The sequence below is a fragment of the Rhizobium sp. LjRoot30 genome, assembly GCF_964253915.1.
Taxonomy (GTDB): domain Bacteria; phylum Pseudomonadota; class Alphaproteobacteria; order Rhizobiales; family Rhizobiaceae; genus Metarhizobium.
Genome location: NZ_CAXUSG020000002.1, coordinates 343738 through 364715, shown reverse-complemented (window position 1 = coordinate 364715; position 20978 = coordinate 343738). Strand labels below are relative to the sequence as shown.

At 61.4% G+C, this 20978-nt stretch carries 20 protein-coding genes; 9 read left to right on the top strand and 11 right to left on the bottom strand.

What is annotated here, in order from left to right; genetic code table 11:
- The first annotated feature begins 2 nt into the window (after window positions 1-2).
- The gene (locus ACSQ3I_RS05665; protein WP_435996866.1) at window positions 3-974 is read left to right on the top strand and encodes an NAD(P)H-dependent flavin oxidoreductase; all 972 of its coding nucleotides are present in this window, start codon (window positions 3-5) and stop codon (window positions 972-974) included.
- 185 nt (window positions 975-1159) lie between these two features.
- Here ACSQ3I_RS05665 and ACSQ3I_RS05660 read toward each other — a convergent pair whose 3' ends face one another.
- From ACSQ3I_RS05660 to ACSQ3I_RS05650, 3 genes are all read right to left on the bottom strand, one after another.
- On the bottom strand, window positions 1160-1921 hold the full coding sequence (locus tag ACSQ3I_RS05660) for an amino acid ABC transporter ATP-binding protein (RefSeq protein ID WP_435996864.1): 762 nt from the start codon (window positions 1919-1921) through the stop codon (window positions 1160-1162).
- Window positions 1918-2598, bottom strand: coding sequence for an amino acid ABC transporter permease (locus ACSQ3I_RS05655; protein WP_435996862.1), 681 nt, complete (start codon window positions 2596-2598; stop codon window positions 1918-1920). The genes ACSQ3I_RS05660 and ACSQ3I_RS05655 overlap by 4 nt, the downstream gene beginning before the upstream one ends.
- Window positions 2599-2693: 95 nt before the next feature.
- Window positions 2694-3470: an amino acid ABC transporter substrate-binding protein gene (locus ACSQ3I_RS05650; RefSeq protein WP_435996860.1), complete on the bottom strand. Its 777-nt coding sequence runs from the start codon at window positions 3468-3470 to the stop codon at window positions 2694-2696.
- A gap of 290 nt (window positions 3471-3760) precedes the next feature.
- On the opposite strand from ACSQ3I_RS05650, the gene ACSQ3I_RS05645 reads away from it, so the two are divergent.
- Both ACSQ3I_RS05645 and ACSQ3I_RS05640 read left to right on the top strand, forming a co-directional pair.
- Complete coding sequence (locus ACSQ3I_RS05645) at window positions 3761-4252, top strand: cupin domain-containing protein (protein WP_435997553.1); 492 nt, start codon at window positions 3761-3763, stop codon at window positions 4250-4252.
- 23 nt (window positions 4253-4275) lie between these two features.
- Entirely contained in the window at window positions 4276-5046 is a 771-nt protein-coding gene (locus ACSQ3I_RS05640; protein ID WP_435996858.1) for a carbon-nitrogen hydrolase family protein, read from the top strand.
- A 21-nt stretch (window positions 5047-5067) separates the two neighbouring features.
- Here the strand turns inward: ACSQ3I_RS05640 and ACSQ3I_RS05635 are convergent, their stop codons facing one another.
- Window positions 5068-5259, bottom strand: coding sequence for a hypothetical protein (locus ACSQ3I_RS05635; protein WP_435996856.1), 192 nt, complete (start codon window positions 5257-5259; stop codon window positions 5068-5070).
- 15 nt (window positions 5260-5274) lie between these two features.
- Window positions 5275-5472, bottom strand: coding sequence for a hypothetical protein (locus ACSQ3I_RS05630; protein ID WP_435996854.1), 198 nt, complete (start codon window positions 5470-5472; stop codon window positions 5275-5277).
- 421 nt (window positions 5473-5893) lie between these two features.
- Here ACSQ3I_RS05630 and ACSQ3I_RS05625 point away from each other — a divergent pair, with 421 nt between their 5' ends.
- The 6 genes from ACSQ3I_RS05625 to ACSQ3I_RS05600 all read left to right on the top strand — a co-directional run bounded on the left by ACSQ3I_RS05625 (window position 5894) and on the right by ACSQ3I_RS05600 (window position 11657).
- A complete protein-coding gene (locus tag ACSQ3I_RS05625; protein WP_435996852.1) occupies window positions 5894-6928 on the top strand; it encodes an ABC transporter substrate-binding protein in 1035 nt (344 codons plus the stop codon).
- Between the two features lie 5 nt (window positions 6929-6933).
- Window positions 6934-7935 carry an ABC transporter permease gene (locus ACSQ3I_RS05620; protein WP_435996850.1) on the top strand — a complete coding sequence of 334 codons (1002 nt, stop codon included), beginning with the start codon at window positions 6934-6936 and terminating at the stop codon, window positions 7933-7935.
- Window positions 7935-8723: an ABC transporter ATP-binding protein gene (locus tag ACSQ3I_RS05615; protein WP_435996848.1), complete on the top strand. Its 789-nt coding sequence runs from the start codon at window positions 7935-7937 to the stop codon at window positions 8721-8723. The genes ACSQ3I_RS05620 and ACSQ3I_RS05615 overlap by 1 nt, the downstream gene beginning before the upstream one ends.
- Window positions 8716-9012, top strand: a complete 297-nt coding sequence (locus tag ACSQ3I_RS05610) for a hypothetical protein (protein WP_435996846.1) — start codon at window positions 8716-8718, stop codon at window positions 9010-9012. The genes ACSQ3I_RS05615 and ACSQ3I_RS05610 overlap by 8 nt, the downstream gene beginning before the upstream one ends.
- Before the next feature lie 60 nt (window positions 9013-9072).
- Window positions 9073-10113 carry an isopenicillin N synthase family dioxygenase gene (locus tag ACSQ3I_RS05605; RefSeq protein ID WP_435996844.1) on the top strand — a complete coding sequence of 347 codons (1041 nt, stop codon included), beginning with the start codon at window positions 9073-9075 and terminating at the stop codon, window positions 10111-10113.
- A 275-nt stretch (window positions 10114-10388) separates the two neighbouring features.
- Entirely contained in the window at window positions 10389-11657 is a 1269-nt protein-coding gene (locus ACSQ3I_RS05600; protein WP_435996842.1) for an SfnB family sulfur acquisition oxidoreductase, read from the top strand.
- Between the two features lie 155 nt (window positions 11658-11812).
- Here the strand turns inward: ACSQ3I_RS05600 and ACSQ3I_RS05595 are convergent, their stop codons facing one another.
- From ACSQ3I_RS05595 to ACSQ3I_RS05570, 6 genes are all read right to left on the bottom strand, one after another.
- Entirely contained in the window at window positions 11813-13600 is a 1788-nt protein-coding gene (locus tag ACSQ3I_RS05595; protein ID WP_435996840.1) for a methyl-accepting chemotaxis protein, read from the bottom strand.
- A gap of 455 nt (window positions 13601-14055) precedes the next feature.
- Window positions 14056-16002, bottom strand: coding sequence for a beta-galactosidase (locus ACSQ3I_RS05590; protein WP_435996838.1), 1947 nt, complete (start codon window positions 16000-16002; stop codon window positions 14056-14058).
- Window positions 16002-17090: an ABC transporter ATP-binding protein gene (locus tag ACSQ3I_RS05585; protein ID WP_435996836.1), complete on the bottom strand. Its 1089-nt coding sequence runs from the start codon at window positions 17088-17090 to the stop codon at window positions 16002-16004. Before ACSQ3I_RS05585 ends, ACSQ3I_RS05590 begins: the two co-directional genes overlap by 1 nt.
- A complete protein-coding gene (locus ACSQ3I_RS05580; RefSeq protein WP_435996834.1) occupies window positions 17083-19188 on the bottom strand; it encodes an alpha-galactosidase in 2106 nt (701 codons plus the stop codon). The genes ACSQ3I_RS05585 and ACSQ3I_RS05580 overlap by 8 nt, the downstream gene beginning before the upstream one ends.
- On the bottom strand, window positions 19185-20036 hold the full coding sequence (locus ACSQ3I_RS05575; protein WP_435996832.1) for a carbohydrate ABC transporter permease: 852 nt from the start codon (window positions 20034-20036) through the stop codon (window positions 19185-19187). The genes ACSQ3I_RS05580 and ACSQ3I_RS05575 overlap by 4 nt, the downstream gene beginning before the upstream one ends.
- A complete protein-coding gene (locus ACSQ3I_RS05570; protein ID WP_435997551.1) occupies window positions 20036-20854 on the bottom strand; it encodes a carbohydrate ABC transporter permease in 819 nt (272 codons plus the stop codon). The genes ACSQ3I_RS05575 and ACSQ3I_RS05570 overlap by 1 nt, the downstream gene beginning before the upstream one ends.
- Window positions 20855-20978 lie beyond the last annotated feature (124 nt).

Below are 20978 nucleotides of genomic sequence, written 5' to 3'. Positions count from 1 at the left end.
AGATGAAAACGCGTATTACGGAACTCTTGGGGACGCGCTACCCGATCATACAGGGTGGGATGCAGTGGGTCGGCCGGGCCGAGCTGGCGTCGGCGGTTTCCAATGCCGGAGGATTGGGCGTTCTGACCGCGCTGACCCAGCCCAACCCGGAAGCACTGCGGGCCGAAATCGCGCGTTGCCGCGAGATGACCGACAAACCGTTCGGCGTGAACCTGACGATCCTGCCATCAACCGCGCCGCCACCTTATGAAGAGTATTTGGATGCGGCCCTGGAATCGGGTGTCCGTATCATCGAGACGGCCGGCCGCAGCCCCAAGGAATTCATTGCCAAGGCCAAAGAGGCCGGGGCGAAGATCGTCCACAAGTGCACGGCAGTCCGGCACGCGCTGTCGGCCGAGCGCGCCGGGGTCGACGCGATCTCGATCGACGGTTTCGAGGCGGCCGGGCATCCGGGCGAAGATGACATCGGCGGCCTCGTGCTCTTTGCATCTGCCGCGCGGGCGGTGAAGGTGCCGCTCATTGCCTCGGGCGGGATCGGCTCGGGCCGCGGCATGGCCGCGGCGATGATGCTCGGCGCCGAAGGCGTCAACATGGGCACGCGCTTCTGCGCGACGAAGGAGGCGCCGATCCACGACGAGATCAAGCAGGCCCTGCTGCGCGCCAGCGAGACGGATACGACGCTGATTTTCCGCACGCTGCGCAACACCGGTCGCGTGCTGAAGAATGCCGTTTCCGAAGAAGTGGTCGCCACCGAGCGTCGTCCAGGCGGCTGCGAATTCGAGGATATCCGCCATCTGGTGGCAGGCGCCCGCGGTCGCGAGGCGCTGGTCGAGGGCAAGGTCGACGGCGGCCTCGTCTGGGCAAGCCAGGTCATCGGCCTGATCGAAGACATCCCCACCTGCGCCGAACTGATCGAGCGCATGGTGGCCGATTGCCGCGCGGCCATCGATGACGGCCTCAAGGCTTTCGGTTAGGATGCCACGTCGCCTCGTCCCCCTTCTCCCCCACGGGGAGAAGGGGCCGGCAGGCGGATGAGGGGGCGAGAGACGGAAAAACTTTCGACTGTGGCACCCCCTCATCCCGCTGCCGCGACCTTCTCCCCGCGGGGGAGAAGGGGGCAGTCGGCACCCTCCTCATTCCACCTGCGATGCCCCGGCTCTCAGATGTCGTAGCTGAGGCCGGCGCTGAGCGAGGAGATGAATTTTTTCGTCCGCTCCCGCTCCGGCGCCTGGAAGATCGACTTGGGTGCACCGCTTTCGACAATCAGGCCACCGTCGAGGAACAGCACCTGATCGGCGACACGCGAGGCGAGCCGCAGGTCGTGCGTCGCCATGACCATTGTCGTGCCTTCACGGGCGAGCCGGCTCAGCACTTCCACCACTTCTTCGGCAAGTTCCGGATCGAGCGCCGAGGTCGGCTCGTCGCAGAGCAGCACGCGCGGCGAAGGGGCAAGGGCGCGGGCGATGGCAACGCGCTGCTGCTGGCCGCCGGAAAGCGTTGCCGGCCAGGCATCGGCCTTGTGCTCCATGCCGACTTTCTGCAGCAGTTCGCGAGCGCGGGCACGCGCCTTCTCCTTCGGCCATTTCAGCACCGTGACCAGGCCTTCCATGACGTTTTCGATCGCCGTCTGGTGCGGAAAAAGCTGGAAATTCTGGAAGACCATGCCGGTCTGGCGGCGCAGGCGCTGGATGGAATCCCAGCCGACCTTCTTGGCCGCGGAAAACTGGATAGTTTCGTCCCCGAGCCGGATCTTGCCGGCCGTGGGTATCTCCAGAAGGTTGATGCAGCGCAGCAGCGTGCTCTTGCCGCCACCCGATGGGCCGACAAGCGCCGTCACCGTACCTTCCGCGAGGGTGACGCTGACATCCTTGAGCACGACATTGTCGCCGAAACGTTTCTCGATATGCGATAGCTCGATCATGTGCGCGCCTCCAGGAAGCCGCCATAGCGGGCAAATCGCCTTTCAAGCCGGACCTGCAGGGCCGATAGCACGGAACTCATCGCCAGATAGATCAGCGCCGCCTCGATATAGAGGATCAACGGTTCATAGGTGGTGGCGACGATGCGCTGCGCCGTCTGGAACAATTCCGGCACGGTGATCGCGGCAGCAAGCGAGGTATCCTTCACCAGCGAGATGAAGGTGTTGGAGAGCGGCGGCACGGCAACGCGGGTCGCCTGCGGCAGGATGGTGCGCCGCATTGCCTGGCTCCAGCTCATGCCGATCGAATAGGCCGCCTCCCACTGCCCGCGCGGCACCGAAGAGATGACGGCGCGGATGATTTCGGAGGTATAAGCGCCGATGTTCAGCGTGAAGCCGATCAGGGCGGCGGGAAAGGCGTCGAGCAGGATGCCGAGGCTCGGCAGCCCGTAGAAAATCACGAATAGCTGGACGAGCAGCGGCGTGCCGCGGATCACCCAGACATAGAAGCGGGCGACCGCCACCAGCGGTTTCGGCCCGAAAAGCCGGACGACGGCGGTCACCAGTCCAAGCGCCAGACCGAACACGAAGGACAATAGCGTCAGCGGAATGGTGAAGACCAGACCCGCCCAGAGGAGCGGCTGGAGTGAATCCAGCATGAGTTGGAGCCAGGCGGGCAAGAAACGACCTCTTTAAAGACATGATCCGCCCCGGTGGCCGGAGCGGATCAGACTATAGATGAGCGAAGCCGGCGGCGAAACCACCGCTGCGATGCTTACTTCGAAACGTCGGCGCCAAAATACTTCTGCGAGATGGCGTCGTAGGTGCCGTCAGCCTTGATGTCGACGAGTGCCTTGTTGATCGCTTCCAGCAGTTCCGGTTCGCCCTTGCGGATGATGATGCCGGAATGATCGGCTTCGGCCTGCTCGGCGGCGATCTTCACCGGCGCATCGGGCTTCTGCTTCTTGAAGTCGAGGAAGGACAGGCTGTCGTTGATGGTTGCATCGGCGCGGCCGGTCAGCACCAGCTGGATCGACTGGTCGAAACCGTCGGTGCCGACGAGTTCTGCGCCGGAGGCGGTGGCGAGCTTGCCAAAATTGCTGGTCAGCGACTGGGCCGACTTCTTGCCCTTCAGGTCTTCGAAGCCCTTGATGCTGTCGTCGTCGGACTTGATGATCAGCACGGCCTTGGAGGCGATATAGGGTTCGGAGAAGTCGTACTTCTTCTTGCGCTCTTCGGTAATGCCGACCTGGTTGATGACGGTGTCGTAGCGGTTGGCGTCGAGGCCGGCGATCAGGCCGTCCCACTTGCCTTCCAGGAATTCGGCCTTGACGCCAAGCTTCTTGGCAACCGCTTCACCGATCTCGACGTCGAAGCCGACGAGGGCGCCGGAGGTGTCATGATAGGTGAAGGGCGCGTAGGTGCCTTCGGTGCCGATCTTCAGCACGCCGGCCGTCTTGATGTTTTCGAGGTTGGAGCCAGCCTGGGCAGCGCCGGCGAAGACCAGCTGGGCAACGGCTGCGGCGGCGAGGAGTGTGTGGGTCCATTTCATCGTATTTTTTCCATTCTTTTGTCTTCCGGCCCGTCTGCCGGGGAGGACAGGACAATCGCATTTTGCAAACGTCTTTGAAGCGCACAAAACTTCAAAAGCATCGAAGAACGGCGAAGTTTTTGTCGTTTCCCAGGAGTTTTGACGGAAAATTCGACCTCGCTACCGAAAAATCAAGTGACTCGTCGCAATTTTTGCGGGCATCCAAGATCACCGGACGGATCTTTCCATTTGTTTTATCGGCCCGGGAACCGATACAAATGCAGGCATCGGCAGAACAGGTGGAGGCAACGATGACGGATCACGATCACCCTCATGGGCATGACGATCACTGGAAGCACAACGGCATAAGGGTCATCAAGGGCGACCAGCTCGATTCCAACACGGCGCAGACCCCCGGCATGTTTCGCCAGGCGGCGATCAATCACGCCCGTGTGGGCGCCCAGAAGATATGGGCCGGCACCGTCGCCATCGAACCGAATGCCAAGACCGGCGTCCACCATCACGGCGCGCTGGAAAGCGTGATTTTCGTCATTCGCGGCAAGGCGCGCATGCGCTGGGGCGACAAGCTGGAATATGTCGCCGAGGCTGGCCCGGGCGATTTCATCTTCGTGCCGCCTTACGTGCCGCATCAGGAAATCAACGCCGATCCGGACAACGTGCTGGAATGCGTGCTGGTGCGTTCGGATAACGAAGCCGTGGTGGTCAACATCACCGATGTCGATCCGGTCGAGAAGCCGGAAGAGGTCTATTGGGTGGATCCGATCCATCGGCATCCGTCGTAATCTCGGCGGCAAGGGGAAACAGAATGATCAAATGCGCTTTTGTCGAATGGCCGGAGGGGCTTGAGCCGGCCGGGCAGCAATGGGACATCCTCAGCCGGCAGGTCAGGGATGCACGGCCGGATATCCTCGTCACCAACGAGATGCCTTTCGGCAACTGGATAGCTTCCGCCCGCCAGTTCGATGACGATGCTGCGCGCCGAAGCGTTGCAGTCCATGAGCAAGGCATGGCCGCCCTGCGGGCGCTTGGCGTGCCGGCGATCGTTTCGTCCCGACCTGTCCCGCTCGCCGGCAAGCTGGTCAATGAAGCATTCGTCATGGAAGGAGACCAGGTCAGGACCCTCCACCGCAAGCAGTTTTTCCCGGAAGAGGAGGGCTGGTACGAGGCGACCTGGTTCGACGCAGATGGCAGCGGTTTCGCGGTCCACGAAATAGCAGGCGTCAGCATCGGCGTCCTGCTTTGCACGGAATTGATGTTCAACGAGCACGCCCGCCACTACGGCCGCTCCGGCGCCGAACTGATCGTCGTTCCCCGCGCCACCGAACTCTCTCACGAAAAATGGGAGACTGCGGCCGCGATGGCGGCGATCGTTTCGGGGAGTTATATCCTCAGCTCCAACCGTGTCGGTAAGTCGGACGATAGTCCGGCTTTCGGCGGTCGCGGACTGGCTTATGCGCCGGATGGAAGCAAGCTTGCGCAGACATCCGCCGAAAATCCCCTCGTGGTCGTGGAGATCGATCCCGGTCTGTCGCGGCGGCAAAAGGCGGAGTATCCCTGTTACGTCGCGGAAGCCTGAATTCAATGAAATCCGGTATCGTCAGCGGTGGCGATGCCGATGGCCAAGCGACGAAAGTTCATCGGAGACGGCAAACAGCCTCTCCCGCAATTCCTCGCTTCTGTCGTCGATCCGGTCTTCCGACAGCAGCGACCGGTATTCCTGGACGAGAAGCTTTGTTTCCAGGTCGTCGTGCAACGCCGACAGCCGGAAAAAATGACAGAGCTTGGCCATGGGTTTCTCCTTCAATCAAGCGACCAGTTCGAGGTCTCGCCGACGGCGAGACATCATCTCGCGGATGGCGCGCAGCACATCCGAAGGCGATGCGAAATGCTGTCCGTCGAGATCGTGGACATGCAACTTAACGGCGATGAACTTCAGGCGGCCGTCATCGGGGATGACAATGCCGACGGGAAGGCCGGCATATTCGATCACTTGCTTCACCATTGTTTTGCCTCGCTGATTGCCCGACCCGGGGTTCAAGTGCCACGGCTCGGATTAGTCTATCAATTTTATGGATTATATCTCCGCTACAACCATCGGGAAACTCTCCCGGTTCTAAATGTTAGCCAAGATGGTAGAATATTATTCGAATGCCGATTGACATCGCGTGGATAATGATCGCTTGCCCAGGCGCAGCGGAAGCCGGCCGGCTGCACCGCATTTCGGGTCGATCGTTTCAGCGCCTTTTTAACCTGTCCGAAGGTATCGACTTGCCCGTTTCGGGTCTGACAGAGGGTGAGCATCCCTGCCATACGGTTTGGGGTGAAAGAATTTTCCCCGGATGGCATCTCAAATAATCTATTAAATCTATCGTGAAAATGTGCATTCGCTAGGCTGGACCTCTCAATTCTAGAGGGGACGTCCGATGACACACGATTCCAATAGCACTCCATCCAGGGGAATTTCCCGCCGCGGCGTCATGAAGGCCGCCAGCGTCACCGCTGCGGCTGCCGCCGTCGGCGTGATCGGCGCCCGTTCGACGCGTTACGCGATCGCCGGAAATCTGATCCCGATCAAGCTCGAATGGACCGAAGTCGCCGCCTGCCATTCACCGGTGGGTTTTGGCCTGGCGAAGGGCATTTATGCAAAGCACGGTCTTGAGGTCGAGCTTTTCTACCAGGGCGCCAGCGGCCAGACGCTGATCCAGGCGTTGGCCACGCGCAAGGCGGAAGCCGGTCCGGGCCTGCTCTACGATTGGCTGAAGCCGATCGAGCAGGGGTTTGACGTCCGTCTTTTCGCCGGCTCGCATGGCGGCTGCCAGCGTGTGCTGGTCAAGCCGGATTCCGGCATCAAGACGCTTACCGACCTGAAGGGCAAGACGATCGGCACCTTCGACGTCATGTCGCCGTCGCGCGTCGCTTTCTCGGTGGCGCTCGCCAAGGCCGGCCTCAATCCGGAAACCGATGTCACCTGGAAGGTCTTCCCGTTCGATCTCGTCGCCGAAGGCGTGTTGAAGGGCGAGGCGGATGCGGTCGCGCATATGGACCCCTGGGCCTATTCCTACCAGAAGCAGCATGGCTTCGAACTGGTGGCGGATACCCAGACCGGCACCTTCCAGGATCGCGTCTGCTGCGTACTCGGCGTCAATGGCGATTATTACGAAGCCAATAAGGATGCCATCAAGCGGGTAGCTGCGGCCAACCTTGAAATCCACCAGTACACCGCCAAGCATGCGGACGAAGTGGCGAAGTGGTATTTCGACACGCTGAAGCCCGGCCTGCCGCTGGAAGACCTGACCGAAGTCCTGTCGTCCTTCACCTACCATGAACACTGGTTCGGCAAGGAACTGCTGAAGGAAGTCCGGATCGGCTACGAGGACCTGAAGCTGACCGGCGTCATCGACGCCACCACCGATCCGGAAGAGATCGCCAACCGCATCACCATCGACATCTTCGCGTGACATCGATGAGTGCGGCTGTCGATGAAGGTTTCGGCGGGGCGGGGCGGCGGTTCGTCGCCCTGCCGGCCGGAGGGATCTGGCGCAATGGATTGCTGGCGGCCGCAACATGGCTGCTGGCAGCGGCGCTGACCTATGGTCTGCCCGACGTCATCACCTGGGGTGCCACGGCGCTGTTTGCGCTTGTCACGCTGATCGGCGCCGGCATCTTCCTGGCGCTCTCGGTGACGGTTCACCGTCTCGGCAGCGTCGGGCGCACGCTGGTGCATTATGGTCCGTGGTTTATCGTGCTCGGCCTCTGGCTGGCGGCCTGGGAGGTACTGACGGCAAAACTCGGGTGGTTGCCTAAACCGTTCTTCTCGCCGCCACAGGGTTTGCTGCATGTCTATGTGACGGATTGGGATCGCCTGCTGATCTGCGTGGCCTATACCGGCCGACTCTGGGCATTGGGTTTTTTCTCCGGCGTGTTGGTCGGGTTTATCGGCGGCGTAGCGCTCGGCTGGTCGAATCGTTTCGCCTACTGGGGCATGCCGCTTTTGAAGCTGATCGGGCCGGTGCCGGCAAGCGCCTGGATTCCCTGCACCTTCTTCATCTTTCCCTCGACGTTCCATGCCTCCATCTTCCTGGTGGCGCTGGCATCGGGCATTCCGGTCGCTATCCTGACGGCCGCGGGTGTCGGCCAGGTCAACCGGTCTTTCTATGATGTGGCGCGGACGCTCGGCGCCGACAACCGCTTTCTCGTGCTGAAGGTGGCGATCCCGGCCTCGTTGCCGAATGTCTTCGTCGGCCTGTTCATGGGTCTCTATTATTCCTTTGCCGTGCTCGTGGTGGCGGAAATGCTCGGCGCCAAGTTCGGCCTCGGCTGGTACCTGCAGTTCAACACCGCCTATTCGGCTTACGCGAATGTCTATGCGGCGCTGATCGTCATGGCGCTGATCTGCGCCGGCCTGGTGCGGCTGCTTTTCATTGCCCGCGACCGGCTTCTCGGTTGGCAGAAAGGAATCTTGTGATGGCTCTTGCCCTTGCGGAAACCACGACATCCAACAGCATCGCGCTTGATGTCGAAGCGGTTACCCACCGCTACGATCTCGATGGCAAGGAGCTTCAGGTTCTCGACAATGTCAGCCTCAGCGTTGCGCCGGGCGAATTCGTCGCCCTGCTCGGCCCGTCCGGCTGCGGCAAGTCCACGTTGCTGCGGCTTGCCGCCGGGCTGGAAACGCCGACCATTGGTGACGTCCGTGAAGACGGCCGGTCGATTACGGCGCCGAACCCGGACCGCATCCTCGTCTTCCAGGATGCGACGTTGTTTCCCTGGCGGACGGTGCGCGGCAACATCGCCATCGGCTTGGAGGCGCGCGGCCTGATCCGCGAGCGCGAGCATCGCATCGACGAAGTGCTGCGGTTGGTGAAGCTCGAAGGGTTTGCCGATTTTTATCCGCACCAACTGTCGGGCGGCATGGCGCAGCGCGCAGCACTTGCCCGGGCGCTGGTCAACGATCCGAAACTTTTGTTGCTCGACGAACCCTTCGGCAAGCTCGACTCGCTGACGCGGCTGAGGATGCAGAACGAACTGCTGGATCTCTGGAAGAACGCCGGTTTCACTGCCCTGCTGGTGACCCACGATGTCGAGGAAGCCTTGCTGCTTGCCGACCGGGTGATCGTGTTGTCGGATCGCCCGGCCTCCATCGTTGCGGAAATCCACGTCGATCAGCCGCATCCGCGCCGGCGGGACGATGCCACGCTCGTGGCACTGCGCCGCTCTCTTCTGGAAAAGCTGGGGATCTCCGACGATGTCTAGCAGCCGCGCGAGCTATTTCGCCATCACGGCTGCAGGCGGCGTGTTTGCGCTGCTTGCGCTCGGCTGGTGGTGGTTGATCTTCAGCAAGGTCGTCGAAAACGATTACCTCACGGTTGGCCAGGCGGTCACCTGCATTGCCGGCGCGACGGACCTGTGTTCGCTGGCGCAGGCGCTCTGCAGCAACGATCATCTGTATGGCATCCGCTGGTATGCGCCGGAGGCTTTTTGGGCAGCCATAACCATTCTAGTCGCAGGGGCATTGCTTTCGGCCCGGCCGTCGCAGGCTTGATGGCGGACAACAATCGCTCGGAGGATGCTGCCAGGCACCCGTTTTTTTGAGGAGCAAACCATGACGATCCATACGAAGCTTGCGCAATTGCCAACCATCGATTTCTCCCGTTTTTACGGTGATGCAAGCGAACGCGCGGAATTCATCAAGGAACTGACGCATGTCCTGCACCATCACGGGTTCTTCTATCTGACCGGTCACGGCGTGCCGCAAAGCCTGATCGACGACGTGCTTGCCGCCTCCAAGCGTTTCTTTGCGCTTCCCGAGGCAGACAAGCTGTCGATCGAGATGGTGAAGTCGCCGCATTTCCGCGGCTATAATCGCGCCGGTTACGAACGCACCCGCGGCGAACAGGATTGGCGCGAACAGCTTGATATCAATACCGAAGGACAGTCGGTCGAGGCCGGGCCGGATACGCCGTGGAACCGGCTGTACGGGGCCAACCAGTGGCCGGAAGCCTTGCCGGAGCTGAAACCCCTGCTATTGCGCTATCAGGCAGAAGTGACCCGCATCGGCATCGACGTTCTGAAAGCAATCGCGCTTTCGCTCGGCCAGCCGGAAAACGCCTTTGCCGATATCTACGAGCCGTCACCGTCGCAACTTTTGAAGATCATCCGCTATCCCGGTCGCGATGCGGCCGGCAGCGACCAGGGCGTCGGCGCACACAAGGATGGCGGTTTCGTCACGGTTTTGCTGCAGGACACGACGCCCGGCCTGCGCATCCGCACCGAAGATGGCGAATGGATCGAGGCGCCGCCGGTGCCGGGAACCTTCATCATCAACAGCGGCGAACTGCTGGAACTGGCAAGGAACGGTTTCGTCCGCGCCGACGTGCATGCCGTGACCACGCCGCCATCAGGCTCGGAACGCTATTCCGTCGCCTTCTTCCTCGGCGCGCGTTACGATGCGGTTATCCCTGTCATTTCGTTGCCGGAGGAATTGAAGCGCGCGGAGCGCGGCGTGACGGTCGATCCGCTCAATCCGATTTTCCGCGAGGTCGGTATCAACCATCTGAAGAGCCGCCTGCGCTCCCATCCCGATGTCGCTGCACGGCATCACCCGGACCTGCTCCACCTGCTGGAAAAGCCGGTAAAAGCCTGAGCCGGCATTCGGCTCGATGCAAAGATTGCAGATGCATCGGCGAGACGATCACCCAAGCCAGAGAACGACGACGGAGGTGGCGTTTGCCACCTCCAGTACATTCTGGAGCTGCTGAAACGTGCATGACATCAGGTGTGCTCCAGCTCATGCCTTCTGGCGTGACGCGCCAATCCCACGAAGGATTTTCTTCCCTGTGGCAGTTTTATAATACATAATTTCTATGTATTTTATAGGAAAATGCGATGCTCGCCTGGAACCGAACAGGGGAGCCCGCCATGGGGATTATCGAAAAGCAGCCTATCGACTACACGCAGCATCCGCGGGTCAATTCCGACGATCCGGTGCCGCCGCGTCCACGGCCGCAGACGCCGGCACATATCATCAAGAGCGATGAAGAGGCGATTGCCGTTGCCAAGCAACTGGCTGCCGATTTTGCGCAGGGCGCAGCGCTTCGAGACAGGGAAGGCCTGCTTCCGATCGCCGAGATCGACGCCTATTCCCAGAGCGGTCTCTGGGGCATCAACGTTCCCAAGGCCTATGGCGGCCCGGGTGTTTCCTACAGGACACTGGCGCGGGTGATCGCCATCCTCGCCGCCGCCGATCCGTCGATTGCCCAGATCACCCAGAACCACCTCTCCATCAACGGCCATATCGATCTCGACGGCACGGAAGAGCAGAAGAAGGAATTCTTCGGCTGGGTTCTCTCCGGCCTGCGCTTCGGCAACGCCTTCTCGGAACTCAACAGCAAGACCGTCGCCAACTTCGAGACCCGTATCACCTACGACGGTGACGAAGCGGCGGTGACCGGCGAGAAGTTTTATACCACCGGCGCACTGCTGTCGCACGTCATTCCCGTCGTCGCGGTTGATGCCAACGAACAAGGCTACCTCGTCTTCGTCGAAAGGGATGCGCCCGGCATCACCGTGACCAACAACTGGTCGAGCTTCGGCCAGCGCACGACGGCATCCGGTTCGGTTCGCATCGACAACGTGCGTGTGCCAAAAAGCCGGCTTCTGCCGGTCGTCGCCTTCGACCGGCCGACCATTGCCGGCCCGGTCTCGCAGATCATCCAGGCGGCCATCGATGCCGGTATTGCCCGCGGAACGATCGACGATACGATTGCTTTCATCAAGTCGCAGAGCCGGCCGTGGATCGACAGCGGCAAGGAGACGGCAGGTGAAGATCCCTTCACCATCGCCGCCATCGGTGACCTGAAGATCAAGCTGCATGCCGCCGAGGCTCTGCTCGACATCGCTGCGCAGGCGATCGACGTTGGTCTGGACAATGCGACGGAAGAAACGATTGCCGACGCCACCGTCAAGACCGGCGAAGCCAAGGTGCTGACGACCGAGATCGCCATCCTGGCCACCAACAAGCTGTTCGAACTGGCCGGCACGCGCTCAACGCTCGCAAAACACAATCTCGACCGCCATTGGCGCAATGCCCGGGCACATACGTTGCACGACCCGGTGCGCTGGAAATTTTTCCACGTCGGGAATTTCTATCTCAACGGCATCAACCCGCCGCGCCACCCCTGGAACTGACGGCAAGGCGTGGTGCCGACCGTCGTGCCGGTGCCACGCCTGTCAAAGCCGCAGCAAGCCGGTGACATCGTCCTTTGCGGCTTGCATCAACCATATGCCTGACGTGCCCGCGAGAGGGCGGGCACGTCAGGCATCGTTTCGAACCTTGCTGTCGCTCAAAACTCTTCCCAGTTTTCGGCGGCGGCTGCCGCGCCGCCTGCTGCCGCAGCCCGGCGCGGTGCGGATGGCGTCGCAGCCGATCGAGATGGCCGTGCCATGGCCTGGGCGGACTGGCGGAGGGCCGCAACCTGGGATGTGCTGGTGGCAAGCAGCGCGAACTGTCCCACCAGTTCGCGCAAGCGAATGGCCTCTTCTTGCAGGGCATTGGACGCGGCATTCGATTGCTCGACCATCGCGGCATTCTGCTGCGTCGTCTGGTCCATGGAGTTGACGGCAACGTTCACTTCGGCCAGTCCCGTTGCCTGTTCCTTGGCGGAGGTGGCAATGGCTTCCATATGGGTGTTGATCTCGACGATAAATTTGCCGATCGTCTTCAACGCTTCGCCGGCATCCCGAACCAGTCTCACGCCGCTTTCGACCTCGGTGGTCGAATTCTGGATCAGTCCCTTGATTTCTTTTGCTGCCTGCGCAGAGCGTTGCGCCAGTTCGCGGACTTCCTGTGCGACCACGGCAAAACCCTTGCCGGCTTCACCGGCACGAGCGGCCTCGACACCGGCGTTCAATGCCAGAAGATTGGTCTGGAAGGCGATCTCGTCGATGACGCCGATGATGTTGGAGATCTGCTGCGAGCTTTCCTCGATTTTGCGCATGGCCTCCTCGGCATGCGAAACGACCTCTGCCGAGCGTGTAGCGGAATGATTGGCCTGGCTGGCAACCGACCGGGCTTCTTCCGTGCGCTTGGTGGAATTGTTGACGTTGGCGGTGATCTCGTCCAGAGCCGCGGCGGTCTCTTCGAGGGAGGCGGCCTGCTGTTCGGTGCGTTTCGAAAGGTCGTTCGCTCCGGCGGCGATCTCGCGCGTTCCGTTGTCGATCCTGCCGGTGGTCTCGGCGACAGAGCCCAGCGCATTGCCAAGTTTCTGTATCGCTTCGTTGAAGGTGTGCCGCAGGCTCTCGAAATCCTTGGCAAACGGCGTTTCAAGCCGGAAGTTCAGCTTGCCGTCGGCCAGGTCGTTGAGCGACGAACCGATCGTGGTCACGGCATGCACCCGCTCCGTGACGTCTGTCGCGAATTGCACGATCTTGGCGACTTTTCCGTGCTCGTCCAGGATCGGATTATAGGATGCGTTCAGCACCACCTGTCGGCCGTTCTTACCGATTCTGGTGAACTCGCCGACCTGGAACTGTCCGTTGAGGAGATTTTTCCAGAACTCGGCATAGTCCGGGCTGCCGGCATAGGTGCGGTCGACGAAGAAGTCATGGTTTTTTCCGATGAATTCTTCCGGTCGATACCCCATCGCCTTGCAGAAATTCTCGTTGGCGCTGACCGCACGTCTGTCCGGCTTGAATTCGATGATCGCCTGAACCCGGCCGATGGCGGCAATCTGGTTCTGGTAGTCGAGATTGAGAAGCCGCTCTTTCGCATCCGCCCATTCAACCGCGAAACCGGTGACTTTCGCGCCGTCCATGATCGGCACCACATGCAGGTCGAAACTGTGGCTGCCGACCCGGATCGTCGCGCTGTGCGGTTTCGTCAACCGCGCCAGCATGTTGCGCTGGTGGGAGGGCTGCTTGTGGAAGATGTCGATGTTGCTGCCGATGAGCTTGTCGACCGCAAAGCGGGGCAATTCCTTCTTGAGGTCCTGCTCGGCCGCCGTCAGCAGCTTGCGCACGGCGTCGTTCATGTAAACGATGTTCAGCTTGCTGTCGGCGATCATGACATTCGCCTTCAAGGTCGCCAAGGCGGCGACCTGCGCCTTCATCTTGCTACCTGCTAACCCGATCATCTCGATCCTTCCGGGGACGTATCCCACATATTCTGCTGAAAAGGCTTCCGCAGGATCTCGCCAATTCATGATCTTGCGGTGTATTTACCAATACTTACATACACACGTTAATGGTGCATTAACGTTAGAATGTGCGAAATTACAAATAATGTCAGTTTCAGGATTGACATCGTTGATTTTCATCAATGATCAGTGAGACTTATTAGTCAGGATGGGAGCGGGGGCGAGCGATACGTGCCGTTACGGGATGCCGTTGGATCGGGCATTGCTTCCCGTATTGCAACCCTTGATATTCTCCACGCGGAGAAAAACCGACACATTTCAATGCTGCAGGGGCGGGCGATTTATGTCAGCTGGCACATGGAAAGCCCGACGTCGCGCCGGCTCGGACTCATAACGGAAAGGCGGCCGGGGTAGCCCGAACCCGGCGCCGATCTTCTTCATCGCATAGGCCGTCAGGCCCGGCGGGTGCCCGTCTTCCATGCCAGAACGCCTTGCGGTTCAAGCATGCGTTTGCCGAGAACGATATCCGCCTCAAAGGGCAAGCCCCAATCTTCCGTGCCGTAGTTGAAGGCAAAGCTGAGGTCTCCGCGCCGGCGGATGCGGATGAAATCCGGGACGGGGAAAACCTGCAGACCTGCTTTTTCGGCGGCAAGCGTCAGTACATCCGCCAGCAGGGCCGCATCCGGCCAGCAGGCGAGATAGAGCGTCCGCTCTTTTTCCGTCAGCGCCGGGTCGCCGTTGGCAAACCGGGCCAGCACATCGGCGGATGTCTCCAGATGTTCGCGCCAGCGAATGCCGGCGCCGGAAACCGCTCCGGAAACCGCATCCGACAATCCAGGACGCAGGGTGGCCGTCTGGATCACCCGGTTGCCGGTCTTGTCGCCCAGCGGGCCTGGCGGCAGGTTTTTCGGGATCGCGAAATTGCGGTCCCGCGAACCGGTGCGCGCACCGATCAGAATGCGGCCTCTTGCCTGTTTCAACGCGGCTTCCGTTGCAACGTCCACTTCCGTCATGCAGGGCACGACGACGAGCGCATACCCGTCCAGCGAGGCACCGGGCCGGACGAAATCGATATCGAGACCGAGGCGGCGCAGGCCTTCGTACCAGCGGAAGGACAGTTCTTCGTAACGAAAATCCTTGCCCTGCGGCTGGATCATCGTCGTCCAGTAGCTTTGGTAATCGAAGACGAGGGCCACCGACGCCTTGCCGGTTTCGGGCAGGGGGCCGAGCGCCTTCAGTTCTTCGGCCACCCGGCCGGCTTCGATGCCGCCCGGCGACAATTCGTCGAGGCCCGGCAGGTTGAGGCCGGCATGCATCTGTTCCTGTGCGAACGGTGCCTGCCGCCAGCGGAAATAGCTGACGACCTCGGCACCGTGTGCCAGCGCTTCCCAGGTCCATAGCCGCACCATGCCGGGCTTCGGCACCGGGTTCCACGGCGCCCAGTTCACCGGTCCGGGCTGCTGCTCCATCACCCAGAAGCGCCCTTTGCCGACGGCGCGGTAAAGATCATGGTGGTAGGGCGCGATATCCGGATGCGAGGTCTGTGCCCAGCGATTGCGCTCCTCTTCCGAAAACGGAAACTTTTCGACGAAGCCGATCGGATAGCTGTCCCAGGATGCCAGGTCGAGATTGTCGCCCACCTTGAAGTGGTCGAAATCCGAGACGAATCCCATGAAATTATGGGTGATCCAGCGCTCCGGCGAATGCTTGCGGATGATCTCGCACTGCATCTTGTCGTAGGCGGCAATCTGGTCGGAATGGAAACGCCAGAAATCGAGCCGGGTGGCCGGATTGGGTTCGGTCACCGTCAGGTTCGGCAGCGCCACCTCGTCGAAACTTTTCAGTTCCATCGACCAGAACACCGAGCCCCAGGCTTCGTTCAGCTGGTCGGTCGACTGGTAGCGCAGCCGCAGCCAGCGCTTGAAACTTTTCAGGTCCTCGGCGCCCCAGGAGAGCGTCGTGTCGTGACAGCCATATTCGTTGTCCGTCTGCCAGCCGACGAGGCCCGGATGCCGGCCGTAGCGCTCAGCGACGATTTCAACGATGCGGGCGCTTTCCTTCCACCAGGTCTGCGATGAGAAGGTGTAATGACGGCGCGAGCCGAAGCCGCGCACCTTGCCCTGTTCGTCATAGGGGAGAATGTCGGGGTGCTCGTCGACCAGCCATTTCGGTGGGGTTGCCGTCGGCGTGCCAAGCACGATCTTGAGGCCGGCATTGGTCAGAACATCCATGGCCCGGTCGAGCCAGCCGAAATCGAATTCGCCACGCGCAGGCTCAAGCCGCGACCAGGCGAACTCGCCGATACGCACGAAGGAAATGCCGAGTTCGACCATGCGCCGGGCATCGTTCGCCCAGCGTGTCTCGTCCCAGTGTTCCGGATAATAACATACGCCCAGCATTATCGAGAAAGATCCCCGTTGATCACGGCAATGCCGTCCTTGTTGAAGAGGTGGCAGGCCTTGGCATTGATGCCGAGCCGCAAGGTGTCGCCCGGTTTGGCGCTGGCAAGGCCGTCGGCCTTGGCCGCGATTTCCGAACCGTCGGCGAGGGTGACGAAGAACAGCGTTTCCGAGCCGAGATATTCGGCAACCCGCACCGTGCCTTCGATGACGACGTCACCCTTGCCGGTGGCATCGATATGTTCCGGGCGCAGGCCGAGCGTCATGTCACCGGAAGCGCCGCCACCGGTGATGGTCAGAGACACCCCGCCGGGCAGCGTGACGTTTGTGGCGCCGCCATCCGCCGGGGCGGCGGTCACCTTGAGGAAGTTCATCTTCGGCGAGCCGATGAAGCCGGCGACGAAGAGATTGTTCGGCCGATGGTAGAGTTCCAGCGGCGTGCCCACCTGTTCGATCTTGCCCGCCGACAAGACAACGATCTTGTCGGCCATTGTCATAGCCTCGACCTGGTCGTGCGTGACGTAGATCATCGTCGCCTTCAGGTCGTGATGCAACTTCGACAACTCGCCGCGCATCTGCACGCGCAGTGCCGCATCGAGGTTCGACAGCGGCTCGTCGAACAGGAAGACATCCGGATTGCGCACGATGGCGCGGCCAATCGCCACGCGCTGCCGCTGGCCGCCGGACAGCTGGCCGGGCTTGCGCTGCAGCATCGGCTCCAATTGCAGCATCTTGGCCGCGACGGCGGTGCGCTCGGCAATCATCTCCTTGGAGTGACCGGTCATGCGCAGGCCAAAACCGATATTTTCGGCAACCGTCATATGCGGATAAAGCGCATAGGACTGGAACACCATGGCGACACCACGCTCGGAAGGGCCGACCGTGGTCATGTCGCGGCCGCCGATCGACAGCGCTCCGGAGGTGATGTCCTCAAGGCCGGCGATCATCCTGAGCAGCGTGGACTTGCCGCAGCCGGACGGACCGACGAAGACGCAGAATTCGCCGTCCTTAACCTCGAGATCGACGCCCTTGATGATGCTCAAGGCGCCAAATTGTTTCTTGACGTCGTGCAGCCGGACATCAGCCATGGGTCTTGCCTCCCTTTGCAGGTTGCAGTTCGAGGAGCATCGCGCTTTCGGGCCTCAGCATCGGCAGCGGCAGGCCGGCGAGGCTTGCGTTCGCTAGGTCGAAGCCGATTTCGCCGGCCAGCAGTTTCGTCTGCCCCTCGGAAATGCGGATGAAGTGCGGTTTGGCCGGAAGCACGTTTGCGACCGTCCATCTGCCGCCGAAGTGTGTGACGCTGTCCGGCAGTTTCAGCGGTGCCGGCTGTTCGCCGACCATCTGCGGTCCCTGCGCAACGATGACGACGATCTTCTCGGCACTTGCCGCACCCCAGACATAACGACCGTCCAAAGGCTCCAGCCGGAAGGCCGCCCCCGGCGCATGCAGCAGGTCGCGCAGCCGCTTATGGGCTTCGATGTAGACCTTGAGCTCCTCGCGCTCGCCATCCGCCAATTCCAGCGGATTGAGTTCGACGCCAAAATGGTAGGCGATGGCGACGAGCGCCCGGAAAGCCAGCGTGTGGCGGCGGCCGGTCTGGTGGTTCGGGCTTGCCGAAATGTGGCTCCCAAGGATTTCCGGCGGCACGAAGACCGACGCGCCGCGCTGGATTTCCAGCCGCTCCAGCGCGTCGGTGCAATCCGAGGTCCAGACGCGTTGGGTGCGGGCAAGCGCGCCGTAATCGATACGGCCGCCGCCGGAAGCGCAGCTTTCGATTTCGACATCGGGATGGGCGGCGCGCACCCTGTCCATCAGGGCATAGACGGCTCTTGTCTGCACGGCGAATTTTGCCTTGCCGTCACGACCGCCGGCATGGGTAAGATCGCGGTTCATGTCCCACTTCACATAGGAAACGGCGTGATTGGCCAGCACTGCGTCGATCTTGGCAAAGAGGTAGTCGGAAACCTCCTGCCGCGTCAGGTCCAGCACCAGCTGGTTTCGGGATTCGAGCAACGGACGACCGTCGATCTGCAGCGCCCAGTCCGGATGTGCCTTGTAAAGCTCTGAGACCGCATTGATCATTTCCGGCTCGAACCAGATGCCGAACTGCATGCCGAGACCGGTGACATGGTCGACCAGCGGCTTCAGTCCCTCCGGATATTTGCGGGCGTCGATATCCCAGTCGCCAAGGCTGGTGGTGTCGTTGTCGCGTTTGCCGAACCAGCCATCGTCGAGCACGAAGCGCTCGATGCCGAGTTCGGCCGCAGCTGTTGCCTGTTCCTGGAGCGAAGCCATCTGGTGGTTGAAGTAGTTGCCTTCCCAGGTGTTCAGCGTCACTGGCCGGGGGCTCATTTTTCCGCCCGGCCATTGCGTCAGCTCCTCGCGCACGAAAGCGTGAAAATCGTCCGTATCGGCGCCGGCATAAGCAACCGGGCTTTCATAGCTTTCGCCCGGTGCCAGGACGATTTCGCCCGGCTCGAACAGCTCGCCGAGATGCACCAGCCGCTGGCCGTCGTCGGTACGGTCGATGACCATCTGGTGATTGCCGCTCCAGCCGAGCGTTACGCCGAAAACCTGGCTCTCGCTCTCGATGAACAACATGGGGAAACGATCGTGCGATGTCCGGCCGCGCCGGCTTTCCTGCGACCAGATGCCGGCGCCCAGCAGTTCGCGCCGCGTCTGGAATTCGCGGCCCCAGATGCCGGTAAAACTCATCAGCTGCACATCGCCGGCCGGCGCCAGGAATGTCGCGGCCATGCAGCGGTCGAGCTGATAGTCGGCATCGCCGCGATTGGTCAGCCTGGTTGCCATCGAGATCAGGCCTGAGGCATGAGTGATGAGAGTGATGGCGATGCCGAGTTTGGCTACGGTATCTGTGCCGTTGAGAACGGTGCGATTGCCGTTCCGCTCGACCGTCCAGCCGCCGAATTGCGCGACGAAATCCCGGCCGGCGCGATGGCCGGCAATCGCCGGCCAGCCGAAGAAGCCCATGCCACCGGTCGGAAGCAGCACCGCGGAAGGCACGGCCACATCCATGCCGTTGATCCGGCTGGAGCGCTCGATGTCGAATAAGGGATCGACGGGTACGGCCGGCCCGCCGAAGGACAGGATTTCCGGCATGCCGCGTTCGGGCAGGCGAAGGCCGAGGGTAAAATCGCCCTCGCCGATGATCACGATTTCACTCATCCCTTGGTGGCTCCAAGCGTCAGGCCGGCAATAAAATGCCGTTGCATCAGGAAAAAGGTGGCGACCGGCGGCAGCGCCGCGACGATCGATCCGGCGGACACGAGATGCCAGGCGGCAACCCACTGGCCGTTCAGCGAATAGAGGCCGGCCGTCACCGGCATGGCGTGCTGGCCCTGGACGAGCACGGTCGCCCAGAAGTAGTCGTTCCACACGAAAGTAAAGACCAGCACCGACAGTGCCGCGATTGCCGGCCGCATCAGCGGCAGCACGACGTAGCGGAAGATCCGCCATTCCGACACGCCTTCGACGCGGGCCGATTCGATCAGCGCGAACGGCAGGCCCTTGATGAAGTTGCGCATGAACAGCGTGCAGAAACCGGTCTGGAAGGCGACATGGAACAGCACAAGGCCGAGCGTCGTGTCATAGAGCCCGGCGCGCAGCGTCATGTCGCGAACCGGCACCATCAGGATCTGGAACGGGATGAAGTTGCCGGCGACGAACAGGAAGAACAGGATCAGGTTACCCTTGAACTTGTAGACCGCCAGCGCAAAACCGGTGAGGCAGGACAGCGCCACGGCGCCGATCACCGTCGGGATCGTCACCTTGAACGAGTTCAGGATGTAGAGGCCGATCGGCGAATCCCGGAAGACGGCGGTATAGTTCTCTATGCCGGCAAAACCGGAGGGCACGCCGAAATAGTTACCGGCGGCGAGATCGCCGGCGGGTCGAACCGAGGTGATGGCAACGCCGATCAGCGGCAGCAGCCAGAGGACGAGCGCGATCGGTAGAGCAATCTTGTAGCCGATCTGGATGGCGCGCGAGGATTTCTCGATGGGTGTCGGGAACATCAGGCGTTCCTTTCCTGGCGCAGCATGCGCACGATGAACAGCGAGATGAAGACCATCATGATCAGGAACAGGACGACGGCGATGGCCGCGCCATAACCCATGCGGAAGCCGTATTCCGAGAGTGCCTGCTCATACATGAAGTAGGATAGCACCTGGCTCGATCCGTAGGGACCGCCGGCCGTCATCACGGAGACGAGGTCGAAGGAGCGCAACGAGCCGATCACGGTAACCACCATGGCGATGAAGGTCGCAGGCCCCAGCTGCGGCAGGATGATGTTCCACAGAAGCCGAAAACCCTTGGCGCCATCCATGCGGGCGGCTTCCACCTGCTCGGGATTGATGGTGTTGAGGCCGGTCAGGTAGAGGATCATGCAATAGGCCGTCTGCGGCCAGAGGCCGGCGACGATGATGCCGTAGGTGACGTAACGTTCGTCGGCGAGGACGGCGATCTGTTCGCCCGTCACCCATTCCATCAGCTTGGAGAACAGGCCGAAATCCGGCGCATAAAACCAGGTGAACATCAGGCCGACGACGACCTGGCTGATGACGAAGGGAAAGAAGAACAGCGACTTGTAGAGGCGGATGCCGGTGACGGTCTGGTTCAGGAACAGCGCGACCGCCAGGCCCGCCGGGATCGACAGGAGGTAAAGCACCAGCCAGATCAGGTTGTTCTTCAGGGCGACGTAGAAAGTATCGTCGTCGAGCAGCTCGACATAATTGCCGACACCGATCCAGACTTGTTCTCCGAGCCCGTCCCAATCATGGAAACTGATCCAGATCGACTGGGCGATCGGCACCAGCACATAGATGACGAACATCAGGATGCCCGGTGCCAGAAACAGCCAGGGCGCCAGCTTCTGCTGGTTTTTCTTCCAGAAGCCGGATGAAGGGGAGACGGCGTTGCTCACGGCGGCACCTTTGGAAACGATGAAAGAGCAGCCG